This window comes from Arthrobacter sp. AG367 (assembly GCF_007828995.1).
In the GTDB taxonomy this organism is placed as follows: domain Bacteria; phylum Actinomycetota; class Actinomycetes; order Actinomycetales; family Micrococcaceae; genus Arthrobacter.
The window spans coordinates 62,398-73,851 of record NZ_VIVE01000009.1; the positions used below are offsets into that span (position 1 = coordinate 62,398).

The window sequence follows — 11,454 nt, forward strand, 5'->3', positions numbered from 1 at the left end:
CGGGGGCGGCTTAGGCGTCGAGCTTGGTCAGCGGCGCGTACCGCAGCAACAGGCGCTTCTCGCCGACGTCGAACTTCACCTTGGCCACGGTCTTGTCCCCCACTCCTTCAAGCGCCAGGACCGTGCCGTTGCCGAAGCTGGTGTGGTTGACCTTGTCTCCCACGCTGACGGCGATGATTTCCTTTTGCGGCTGCACCCGGTTCTTGGCGATGAACGCCGGAACGTCGGCGTTGAATCCCGCCGAGGAGTCCGCTGCCGCGCCACGGGCAGTGCCGGCGCCCCAGAAGGACCCGCTGTAGCGGCCGGACCCGATGGAACCGCCGCCCCAGCCGCCGGCCTGCCTGCTGGTTCCTTCACGCTTCCATTCCAGGAGCTCCGCCGGGATTTCCTCGAGGAACTGGCTGGCGGGGTTGTACTGGCTCTGGCCCCACATGCTGCGCACCTCGGACCGGGTCACGTAGAGCCGCTTGCGGGCACGGGTCAGTCCCACGTACGCCAGGCGTCGTTCCTCGGCCAGTTCCTTGGGGTCGGTGGCGGAGCGCTGGTGCGGGAAGAGGCCGTGCTCCATGCCGGTCAGGAAGACCACGGGGAATTCCAGGCCCTTGGCCGTGTGCAGGGTCATGAGGGTCACCACGCCCAGCCGTTTGGCCTCGGCGACGGCGGCGTCGATGTCCGCACCGGGAGCATCCGGGATCTGGTCGGCGTCCGCTACCAGGGAGACCTGTTCCAGGAACGCGCCAAGGCTTCCTTCCGGGTTCTCCTGCTCGTACTCGCGAACTACGGCCACGAGTTCAGCCAGGTTCTCCACGCGGGACTCGTCCTGCGGATCGGTGCTGGATCGCAGCGCGGCAAGGTAGCCCGTCTGTTCCAGCACGGCTTCCAGGGCGGCGGCCGCTCCGGATCCGGAGGCAACCTCGGCCAGGTCGTCCAGCATCTTCACGAAGCCCAGGACGGCGTTGACGGACCGGGTGGCCATGCCGGGCGCCTGGTCGGCGCGGCGGGCCGCCTCCATGAACGACGTCCGCTCACGCTGGGCCAGGGCCGCGACGGCGCCTTCGGCGCGGTCGCCGATGCCGCGTTTGGGCTCATTCAATACACGGCGGAGGTTGACGTCGTCATCCGGGTTGACCAGGACGCGCAGGTACGCCAGGGCGTCCTTGATTTCCTTCCGCTCGTAAAAGCGGGTGCCGCCCACCACCTTGTACGGCAGGCCCACGCGCACCAGGACGTCTTCGATGGAGCGGGACTGGGCGTTGGTCCGGTAGAAGATGGCAACATCGCCGGGGCGCAGGTTTTCCTCGTCCTGGAGCCGGTCGATCTCCTTGGCAATGAACTGCGCTTCGTCGTGTTCATTTTCGCCGACGTAGCCGATGATCTTGTGGCCTTCGCCCTCGGCGGTCCACAACCGTTTTTCCGGACGGTTGGGGTTGCGGGAGATGACCGAGTTCGCCGCGCTCAGGATGTTTTGGGTGGAGCGGTAGTTCTGCTCCAGCTTGATGGTGCGGGCCTCCGGGTAGTCCTTTTCGAACTCCACGATGTTCCGGATGTCCGCCCCCCGGAAGGCGTAGATGGACTGGTCCGAGTCACCCACCACGGTGAGTTCCGACGCGCCCGGGCCCTCCCCCACGATTTCCCGCACCAGGGCGTACTGGGCGTGGTTGGTGTCCTGGTATTCGTCCACCAGCACGTGGCGGAACCGGCGGCGGTAGGACTCGGCGAGCGCGGGGAAGGCACGGAACATGTAGACGGTCTCGGCGATCAGGTCGTCGAAGTCCATGGCGTTGGCCTGCCGGAGGCGCTGGGTGTAGCCCTTGTAAACGTCCGCGACCGCATGTTCGAAGGGGTCGTTGTAATTGGCTGCCGAGGCAAAGGAATCGGCGTCGATGAGCTCGTTCTTCAACGCCGAGATCTTGTGCTGGATGGCCTTGGGCGCAAACTTTTTGGGGTCCAGGTCCAGGGCCTTGGAGACCTGGGTGACCAGCCGCAGGGAGTCGGCGGAGTCGTAGATGGAGAAATTGGATTTCAGGCCGACGTTGGCCGCTTCCTGCCGCAGGATCCGCACGCAGGAGGAATGGAACGTGGAGATCCACATGATCTTGGCGCGTCCGCCCACCAGCGCCTCTATGCGCTCCCGCATTTCCGCGGCGGCCTTGTTGGTGAAGGTGATGGCCAGGATTTCGCCGTGGTGGGCACGGCCGGTGGCGATCAGGTACGCGATCCTGTTGCTGAGCACCCGGGTCTTTCCGGATCCGGCACCGGCGACGATCAGCAGCGCCGGCCCGGCATGCTTGACCGCTTCCTCCTGCTGGGGGTTCAGCCCCTCCAGCAGCTGGGCAGCGTCCGGGCGGTGGCTGCCTTGGTGCCGGCCGCCGTCGTGCCTGTCCGTGCTGTTCCGGTCCGGGTGGTGCCGGTCCCCGTTGTTCTGCTGCCAGCCGGCCTGGCTGCCCGGCATTCCGCCGGGCCCGGCCGTGGTGGCAACGCCTTCCGGCCCCGTCCTGGTGCGGGCGGTGGCGGCAGGAGCGGCCTTGAACGGTCCGTCAGAGTACGGGTCAAACAACATATCCATGGTGCATACAAGTCTAGGCGGTGGGACCGACAACGCCTTCCAGCCTGTGGATTACTGCCGCTGACCCGTGAACCAGTGCCGGCAACCGCCTCAGGCCACCGAGCCTGACTGAAGGGCTGCACGCAACTCCTGAACCGCCGTCGTTCCTCCTGCCAGGAACCACTCCAGCCCGTTGACGCGGACTGTGTCCACGGCGCCCCCCGCCGCCCGGACGATCGCCTTGCCCGGCAGCCAGTCCCATTCCGGGCAGCTGTGCTGGAACCAGCACCCCAGCTGCCCGTCTGCGACACGGCCCAGGTCGCAGGACCCGGACCCCAGCATGCGGAGGGACGCAGCGGAGGTGGCGGCCGCGTGCCAGGGCATGGCGCACATGGGATCCATCAGCCAGGTGGGGTGGATGTAGGTGGCGGCCCCAAGCTCGGCGACGCTGGTGGCGTTGCGTTTGCCGCCGTCGTCGTTGAAACCGGTGAGGAGGCCACCGTTCAGGGTGGCGGCCCGGTCACGGCCGCCAAGCCACAGTTTGTCCTCCTCCGGCTGGAAGACGGCGCCCAGCAGCACATCATCGCGGTCCTTCAGGGCAATGGCGGAACACCAGTAGGTGGATCCGTGCAGGAAGTTGTAGGTGCCGTCCACGGGGTCGATCACCCAGGTACGGCCGCTGGTTCCCTGGACGGAGGCGCCTTCCTCGCCCAGGATGCCGTCATCCGGCCGGCAACGCTGGAGCTGCTCCAGCACGTAGGCCTCGGCGGCGTGGTCCGCCGCCGTCACCACGTCCGAGACGGAGGTCTTTTGTTCCGACTGCAGGCCGGCCATGCGCATGAGGAGCGCCAGTTGCCCGGCTTCGCGGACCAGCGCGGCCGCCAGTTCGTAGTCGTCCAGTGCGGGATCAAGAACAGCTGCGCTGTGTCGGCCAGTGGTCATGGCTTCAGTTTATGGGGCGGGATAATGGTGCCATGGCCAAAACCCCTGCCCAGAGGATCAAGAAGCACGGCGACAAAGCGGTTGTGCCGCAGCACCACCTTCCACCTGTGGTGAACCCCACCACGGCGCGGACGCCGCAGAAGGCTCAGGGCAACAGCAACCTGATTGTGGTTGCCGGCGTGGTGGCAAGCCTGTTCCTGTTCTGGTACCTGCACCTGCTGACCCTGGACCAGCTCACCCAGCTCACCAAGGGCCTGGCTATGCCCGATTCGCTGGTGGGCGGGTTCGATCCCGGCTACATCGGCCGCCTGCAGGCAGCGATGGACGGCGATGCCCTGGGCCAGCTGAACTATGTCCACAAGACCGCGGGGACCCTCTTCCCGCTGATCTTCGGCTTCACGTGGCTGCTGCTCATCGGGACCAATGTGGCACGGAAGGGGCTGCGCTGGGCGTTGTGGGCCTTGCCCATGCTGTTCGTTGTGGTCCGGTTGTGGGGGAACGTGGCCATAGACGCCATGATGGCCTCGGAAGGTCCCGACGCCGGCCAGGTTGCCCTGGCGTCCGGCCTCACGGTTGCCGGGTGGGTGCTTTTGGTCCTGAGCCTCCTGGCCGGGGCCGCAGCTGTATTCCTGAACAGCCGGAAACGGAACGAGACCTAGCCGGCAGTTACCCGGGCCGCCGCAGCCGCTGCCCGCTGTTCCTTCCGGTGCCGGTGCACCCGCTGTGCAATGACAAGCCCGGCGGCGGCCATGCCCACTGTCACGGGGTACCCCATGAGCCGCTCCAGCGTCCCGGGCTCGGGAACCATCATGCGGGTAAGCCCGCCGGTTGCCACCGCGGCCAGTGACACGCCGCCGCAGGCCACCAGGAACCACGCCATCCCGGTCTTCCGGAGCCACAGGAGTCCCAGGACCAGCAGGGCCGCACCACCCGTCACGAAGTACGTGACGGCGCCGGCATAATGCCAGGGTGAGCCGGCGTCCTCCGGGACCAGGCCCACAACCACCGTCCCTGCCCCGGCGGCTCCGGTGAGCAGCCGGACCGCGGCGGCCGCGAGCCAGGGTCCCCTGCGGCCCCAGCCGACCCTGGTCCCGGGGCGGGCACCCACGCGCAGCAGCCCGGACGTCAGCATCACCGCCCCCACCAGCAGGCCAAGGCCCTGGACCACGAACGAGGCATTCATCAGCCAGTTCAGGGGTGAGCAGACGTCCCGGCCTGAGAACGTCCCGCAGTGGAAGGCACCGAGGTCACTGATGTACCCGGTCCGCAGGTCGTAGGGACGGGGTCCGGCCCACGCCATGGCCACGGCTGCCTCCGCGGCGAAATACTGCAGCACGCTCAGGATTGCCCAGGCCCCGATGTACTGCCGGGTGGACGCAACGTTCGGAATGAAGGCGGCGGCGGGAGCGGCAGTGGGGGCTGGACTCATGCCATGAGCGTAGTACGGCCCGGCACCTTGTATGCTTGTAACCGTGTCCGGACGGACCGGCCCCGCCGAACCACCGGATGCCCGCCCTCGTAGCTCAGTGGATAGAGCACGGCTCTCCTAAAGCCGGTGTCGTTGGTTCGATTCCAATCGAGGGCACTTGAAGTCCCGTGTCCCGGAGCCCAGCCTCCGCGCCTACCTCCTGGGCAACCAGCCGGCCGGCGCCGCAAGCCACGACACCCACCCGGGCCGCTGGCTGGTGGAGCGCGACCTGCTGGACAGGTCGGAGGGCACCCGCGGAACCTTTTCCGGCGTCGTCCTTTTCATCCCCACGGACGACGGCGGCCTGGCCCTTCGCGAGGAAGGCACCATGCGCTGGCCTGCTTTTTCCGGCCCCGCCTCACGCGAGTACCTGCTGCGGACCACCGGGCGCCCTGACGCGCTGGACTTCTTCTTCCCCGATGGCCGCCCCTTCCACCGGATGAGCTTCACGCCGGAAGCCAACCTGGACAGCCACTGGTGTGATCCCGACACCTACCGGGTGACCTACACCTTGGAGGGCCCTGACCACTTCAGCTACAGCTGGGATGTCACCGGTCCGCGCAAGGACCTGCTGCTGACTTCACACCTGGTGCGGACGCAGGCACCGGCATGAAACACCGCATCGTGGTTTCCGCCGTCTGCGTGTTCGACCACACCGGCCGCCTGCTGACCGTGCGGAAGCGCGGCACCACCATGTTCATGCACCCGGGCGGCAAGCCGGAACCGGGCGAGACAGCTGTGCAGGCCGCAGCCCGGGAGCTTGAGGAAGAAGTGGGCATCACCATCGACCCGCGCGAATTGGTGTTGATGGGCGTGTGGATCGCCGACGCAGCCAACGAGGCCGCCACTGACATTGAAGCCACCGTCTATACCGCTCCGGGCACCTGGTCAGCACACCCTTCAGCTGAGATTGCCGAGATCCGCTGGCTGGACCTGGACGTCCTGGCTTCCGGCGCCGGACAGGCCCGGGACCTGGCGCCACTGCTGACGGACCACATCCTGCCCCTGCTGGCCGCCCGGGCAGTCCCGGGAGCCGCGCAGGCTTAGCTGATCAACCCTAGAACTCGGGGACGGACTCCTGGGCCACGGCGGTGGCCTCCGCGAACTGCGTCCGGTAGAGCTCGGCGTAGCGGCCGCCGGCGGCCAGGAGCTCCGTGTGGGTTCCGCGTTCCACAATTTGGCCGCCCTCGACCACCAGGATGGCGTCGGCCGCGCGGACGGTGGACAGCCGGTGGGCAATCACGACGGCGGTCCGCCCCTCGAGTGCGGCGCCCAGGGCTGCCTGCACGGCGGCTTCATTCGTGGAGTCCAGGGCAGCGGTGGCCTCGTCGAGGATGACGACGCGGGGCTGCGCGATCAGGAGCCGGGCAATGGTCAGCCGCTGGCGTTCGCCGCCGGAAAGCCGGTAGCCGCGCTCCCCCACCACCGTTTCCAGCCCGTCCGGCAGGGACCTGATCATCGTCTCCAGCCGTGCCTGCCGCAGCACGTCCCACATGTCCTCTTCGGTTGCGTCGGGCTTGGCCAGCCGAAGGTTGGACGCGATGGTTTCATGGAACAGGTGGCCGTCCTGGGTCACCATGCCCAGGGTGTCCCGCAGCGAATCGAAGGTGGCGTCCCGCACGTCCAGCCCCGTGCCCCGCGCAGTGCCGCCGAGACGCACTGCGCCGGAGTCGACGTCGTACAACCGCGACAGCAGCTGGGCGATGGTGGACTTGCCGGCGCCGGAGGAACCCACCAGCGCCACCGTCTGGCCCGGTTCCACCCGGAAGCTCACGCCGTGCAGCACTTCCTCGCCGCCGCGGGTGTCCAGGGTGGAGACTTCCTCCAGCGAGGCCAGCGAGACCTTATCCGCGGACGGGTAGGCGAAGCGGACGTTGTCGAATTCGACGGACACGGGGCCGGCAGGAACGGGCTTCGCGTCCGGCTTCTGCTGGATCAGCGGCTGCAGGTCCAGGATCTCGAAGACGCGTTCAAAGCTGACCAGGGCGCTCATGACTTCCACCCGGGCGTTGGACAGGGCCGTGAGCGGAGCGTAGAGCCGGGTCAGCAGCAGTGCCAGCACCACCACATCCCCGGGTGCCAGCTGGCCGCCCAGGGCAAGCCAGCCGCCCAGGCCGTACACCAGTGCCAGTGCAAGCGCGGACACCAGGGTCAGGGCCGTGACGAAGGTGAACTGCAGCATCGCCATGCGGACGCCGATGTCCCGGACGCGGCCAGCGCGGGCAGCGAATTCGCGGGATTCCTCGTCAGGCCGTCCGAACAACTTGACCAGGGTTGCGCCCGGCGCCGAGAACCGCTCGGTCATTTGGGTGCCCATGGCGGCGTTGTGCGCGGCAGCTTCCCGGCGCAGGTCAGCCAGCTTGGAGCCCATGCGCCGGGCCGGAATCAGGAAGATCGGCAGCAGCACCATGGCGAGGACGGTCACCAGCCACGACGTATTGAGCATCACGGCCAGCGTCAGGGCCAGCGCCACCGAGTTGCTCACCACCCCGGAAAGGGTTCCGGCGAAGGCGGACTGGGCGCCGATGACATCGTTGTTGAGGCGGCTGACCAGCGCGCCCGTGCGGGTCCGCGTGAAGAAGGCAATGGGCATCCGCTGCACGTGGTCGAACACCCGCGTGCGCAGGTCCACGATGACGCCTTCGCCGATGGTCGAGGACAGCCAGCGGGTCAAGAGCCCCACCCCGGCCTCACCGACGGCCACGATGGCGATCAGCACTGCCAGCCAGATGACCGTGTCAACGCCGGTCTTGGCGATGATGGCGTCAACCACCTTGCCGGCAAGCACCGGGGTGGCGACGGCCAGGAAGGCAGCCGCAATGGAGGAGAGCACAAAGGCGATGAGCTTGCCCTTGTGGGGGGCGGCAAAGGCCAGCACCCGCTTCAGGGTCTCTTTGGAAAATGGCTTCGAAGCGCTCTTTGCGGTGCTGATGTTGTAGAGCGAACTCCAGGCTACGCGGTCCATGCTCATGGCTGTTTCTCCTGGGTTGCAGTGTGGTGGAGTTCCTGGACCGTGCCGTTTTCCAGGTGCCACCGGTAGTCGAGTCGAACGTTTTCCAGCAGCCGGCGGTCGTGGGTGACCAGCAGCAGCGCTCCGTCGTAGCTTTCAAGGGCCTCTTCCAGCTGTTCTATGGCCGGCAGGTCGAGGTGGTTGGTGGGTTCGTCCAGCACCAGCAGGTTCACGCCGCGGGCCTGGAGCAGCGCGAGGGCAGCCCGCGTCCGCTCACCCGGTGACAGGGAATCCACGGTCCTCGACGTGTGGTCCGCCTTGAGGCCGAACTTGGCCAGGAGCGTGCGGACGTCGGCACTGTTCCAGTCCGCCAGCACCGCTTCGACAGCGTCGCCCAGCGGCAGGGCGCCGTCCAGCAGCCCGCGGGCCTGGTCTATTTCGCCGACGGCGACGGAGGCACCCGTGGAGGCATCGCCGTCGTCCGGCGCCTGGGTGCCCAGCAGCAGGCGCAGGAGGGTGGATTTCCCGGCGCCGTTGGGGCCGGTGATGCCCACGCGCTCGCCGCCGTTGAGCTGGAGGCTGACCGGTCCCAGCGTGAAGTCGCCCTGGCGTGCCACGGCCTTGCGCAAGGTGGCGACGACGGCGCTGGAGCGCGGTGCCTGGCCGATGCTGAACTGGAGCTGCCATTCCTTCCGGGGCTCCTCCACCGCGTCCAGACGGGCTATCCGGGATTCCATCTGCCGGACCTTCTGGGCCTGCTTTTCGGAGGATTCGGTACTGGCGGCGCGCCGGATCTTGTCGTTGTCGGGGTTCTTCTTCATGGCATTGCGAACGCCCTGCGAACTCCACTCCCGCTGCGTCCGTGCCCGCGCGACCAGGTCTGCCTTGGTGGCGGCAAACTCCTCGTACTTCTCGCGGGCGTGCCGCCGCATCACGGCACGTTCCTCGAGGAAGGCGTCGTAGCCGCCGTCGTAGACAGCCACACTGTTCTGTGCCAGGTCAAGTTCGACGACGCGGGTCACACAGCGCGCCAGGAATTCGCGGTCATGGCTGACCAGCACCACGCCGCCGCGCAGCCCCGTTACGAAGTTCTCCAAGGTGGCCAGCCCCGCGAGGTCGAGGTCGTTGGTGGGCTCGTCCAGGAGCACCACATCGAAGCGGCTCAGCAGGAGGGCCGCCAGGGCCACCCGGGCGGCCTGGCCGCCCGAAAGACCCGTCATCAGCGCATCGGCGCCGGCGTCCAGCCCGAGGTCTGCCAGCACCGCCGGGACACGGTCGTCCAGGTCAGCGGCGCCGGAGGCCATCCAGCGGTCAAAGGCACGGGCGTAGGCGTCATCCGCCCCCGGAGCGCCGGAACCGAGTGCCTCCGCGGTGGACTCCATGTCGGCGGTCGCTTCCGCGCAGCCGGTCCGGCGGGCAATGTAGGCCGCCACTGTTTCGCCGGCAATGCGCTCGTGCTCCTGTGGCAGCCATCCAACGAAGGCATCGGACGGCGCAAGGTTGACCGAGCCCTGCTGGGGCTGGTCGACACCGGCCAGGAGGCGCAGCAGCGTCGATTTACCGGCACCGTTGGCACCCACCACGCCCACCACGTCGCCGGGGGCAACCGTCAGCGAGAGCCCGGAAAAGAGCACCCGGTGGCCGTGGCCACCGGAGATGTCCTTTGCAACAAGGGTTGCAGTCATCGAATCGTCCTTTCGCCGCTGCCCGGACAGCCGCCGACGGCCGGCAGAGGCGGCGAAAACCGGGCCGCGGCGCCGCTGGGGCTGCAGGACATAGAAGAACCCGCTGGTCCGGACTTGGGGGGTGTACGGACCAGCGGGCTCGACCATCAACTATAGGCGAAGGTGGACCATGGGCAAAATCGGCGGCACGGCCGGGGCGGGGACGGCACGGTAAAATCGTCCTCACCACCCGTTCTGCAGAGAGCACTCCATGACCCTTCCTGCCAAGGCGTTCCAGCGCTGGCTGCAAGGCATCGCGCCAGATGCCAGCACTGCAGACGTCTGCAGGGTCTCCGGAATCAAGCGGACCACGCTGGCCCAGCAGCTGGTCCGGGGCAAAGTATCCGTGAGCACGGTGGTCAGCATCAGCCGCGCGTACAACATCAACCCCGTCGACGCACTGTCCGGGTTTGACGCCTACAGCGCCCTGGGAAGCCCGCCGCGTCCACCCACCCGCAGCGAGCTGGTCAGCCAGATTTCCACGCCGGACCTCCTGCGGGCGCTCCTGGCCCGCCCCGCAATGGACGCGGCCCGGGGAGCAGCCTCTCCCGCCCTCACTCCTGCCCCGCACGCCACCTCCGTGAAGAACTGGGTCGATGCCGTAGACGACGGCGAGGTCCGGCACCGCGTGTCCGCCTCCACGGGAGTGGCGCCGCAAAACTATTCCGCCCAGTTGACCGCCAACCGGCTGTCCCCGGAGCTCGCCTTAGCGACGGCATTGGCGGCCGGAGTGGGACCCGCCGGCGGACTGGTGGCCACGGGAATCATTACGGAGGAGGAGGCCGGCTGGCCTCCCGGTGCCCGGCAGGCGGCGCTGGACAGCCTCACCGACGGAGAACTCACAGCCCTTGCTGGAGACCGGCTTCAGGCAATGGGCAAAGTACTGCGCCGCCAGGAGCAGGACCAAGCGCAGACAGAAAAGATTTGGGAGAACCTGGGATGATCGAAACCCTTCAATGGAGCACGCTGGCCATTTGCGCCCTTATTGCGGTGGCCCGCGTCCCCAGCACACTCAGAGGAGAAAACCGCTCCCTTTTCGGCATCTTTGCCTTGATGACCCTGGCCATCCTGTTGAGCATCCAGGGGCCGTACATCGTCATCGACCAGGCGCTGGGCGGGATCAACCTGGCAAACCTGTTGCTGCGCTTCGTCATTTTCGGCGCCATCTTCTTCATGGGTATCCGCATTTCCAGGGGCTTCGGTGCAAGGGATGCGTACAGGCTCATAACCGGAAGGGCCGGGGTTTCGGTCCTTGCGGTCATTTCCGTTGTCATGGTGACGCTGTTCTTCATGATGGGCACCAGCGGGTCGTCGGCCGGGCTGACAGGGGTTGTGGGTACGGATCCCTGGAACTCTGCCTTACTGGAGTATTACGGGGCCGCCGGCCGGGCTTACCCCGCCTACATCACGTTGGCTTTGCTGCCGGCAATGGTGCGTGCAGTCTTCGGCCGGCTTCCCGCCCTGGTCCGGGTTGCCGCCGGGCTGCTGGGTCTTGGTGCCGTAGCCACGGGCCTGAGTTTGTCTTTCCCTCTTATCCCGCCCACCCTTGGCCAGATAGAGTTCCTTATTAACTACACAGCCGTGCTGTGCTTCGTCGTCGGGCTGGCATTAATCTGGGTCGCCAAAATGGTCAATGCGCGCGGCGCGGCACGCCGGAGGACATCTACCGAAATGTAACCTTCGTGCGCTTTCACAAAAACATTAGAATGTGAAACAATCATGAATGTGTGAAGGCGGGGCTGCCAAGCGTTTTCGAACGGGGATAAATTCCAAAGCGCCGGCCGCCCCGGGGGCCTTTGCACGCATTGGGGGGATGAGTGGTGGC

Annotated in this window: 10 protein-coding genes and 1 tRNA gene; 6 read left to right on the forward strand and 5 right to left on the reverse strand. The window is 67.2% G+C overall.

Going from position 1 to position 11,454, the window contains the following annotated elements; genetic code table 11:
• Positions 1–10: 10 nt before the first annotated feature.
• Together pcrA and FB478_RS18470 are read right to left on the reverse strand one after the other, a co-directional pair.
• Complete coding sequence (gene pcrA, locus FB478_RS18465; protein WP_082581686.1) at positions 11–2,566, reverse strand: DNA helicase PcrA; 2,556 nt, start codon at positions 2,564–2,566, stop codon at positions 11–13.
• A 90-nt stretch (positions 2,567–2,656) separates the two neighbouring features.
• Positions 2,657–3,487: an inositol monophosphatase family protein gene (locus tag FB478_RS18470; protein WP_056389107.1), complete on the reverse strand. Its 831-nt coding sequence runs from the start codon at positions 3,485–3,487 to the stop codon at positions 2,657–2,659.
• A 32-nt stretch (positions 3,488–3,519) separates the two neighbouring features.
• On the opposite strand from FB478_RS18470, the gene FB478_RS18475 reads away from it, so the two are divergent.
• Positions 3,520–4,146 carry a hypothetical protein gene (locus FB478_RS18475; protein ID WP_056389110.1) on the forward strand — a complete coding sequence of 209 codons (627 nt, stop codon included), beginning with the start codon at positions 3,520–3,522 and terminating at the stop codon, positions 4,144–4,146.
• On the opposite strand, the gene FB478_RS18480 is transcribed toward FB478_RS18475, so the two are convergent.
• A complete protein-coding gene (locus tag FB478_RS18480; RefSeq protein WP_144601279.1) occupies positions 4,143–4,916 on the reverse strand; it encodes a DUF998 domain-containing protein in 774 nt (257 codons plus the stop codon). The two genes, FB478_RS18475 and FB478_RS18480, sit on opposite strands and share 4 nt — an antisense overlap.
• Before the next feature lie 83 nt (positions 4,917–4,999).
• Here FB478_RS18480 and FB478_RS18485 point away from each other — a divergent pair.
• The 3 genes from FB478_RS18485 (at position 5,000) to FB478_RS18495 (ending at position 6,002) form a co-directional block, all read left to right on the forward strand.
• A tRNA-Arg gene (locus FB478_RS18485) sits at positions 5,000–5,072 on the forward strand.
• Between the two features lies 1 nt (position 5,073).
• Complete coding sequence (locus FB478_RS18490) at positions 5,074–5,568, forward strand: DUF6314 family protein (RefSeq protein ID WP_186447838.1); 495 nt, start codon at positions 5,074–5,076, stop codon at positions 5,566–5,568.
• Positions 5,565–6,002 (forward strand): NUDIX domain-containing protein, encoded by a 438-nt coding sequence (locus FB478_RS18495; RefSeq protein ID WP_018769564.1) that lies wholly within the window; start codon positions 5,565–5,567, stop codon positions 6,000–6,002. The genes FB478_RS18490 and FB478_RS18495 overlap by 4 nt, the downstream gene beginning before the upstream one ends.
• Positions 6,003–6,012: 10 nt before the next feature.
• Here the strand turns inward: FB478_RS18495 and FB478_RS18500 are convergent, their stop codons facing one another.
• Both FB478_RS18500 and FB478_RS18505 read right to left on the reverse strand, forming a co-directional pair.
• Positions 6,013–7,926, reverse strand: a complete 1,914-nt coding sequence (locus FB478_RS18500; protein WP_018769563.1) for an ABC transporter ATP-binding protein — start codon at positions 7,924–7,926, stop codon at positions 6,013–6,015.
• Entirely contained in the window at positions 7,923–9,590 is a 1,668-nt protein-coding gene (locus FB478_RS18505) for an ABC-F family ATP-binding cassette domain-containing protein (RefSeq protein ID WP_144601280.1), read from the reverse strand. Before FB478_RS18505 ends, FB478_RS18500 begins: the two co-directional genes overlap by 4 nt.
• Before the next feature lie 250 nt (positions 9,591–9,840).
• On the opposite strand from FB478_RS18505, the gene FB478_RS18510 reads away from it, so the two are divergent.
• Together FB478_RS18510 and FB478_RS18515 are read left to right on the forward strand one after the other, a co-directional pair.
• Positions 9,841–10,572: a hypothetical protein gene (locus FB478_RS18510; RefSeq protein WP_144601281.1), complete on the forward strand. Its 732-nt coding sequence runs from the start codon at positions 9,841–9,843 to the stop codon at positions 10,570–10,572.
• The gene (locus FB478_RS18515) at positions 10,569–11,306 is read left to right on the forward strand and encodes a hypothetical protein (RefSeq protein WP_144601282.1); all 738 of its coding nucleotides are present in this window, start codon (positions 10,569–10,571) and stop codon (positions 11,304–11,306) included. Before FB478_RS18510 ends, FB478_RS18515 begins: the two co-directional genes overlap by 4 nt.
• Positions 11,307–11,454: the final 148 nt, after the last annotated feature.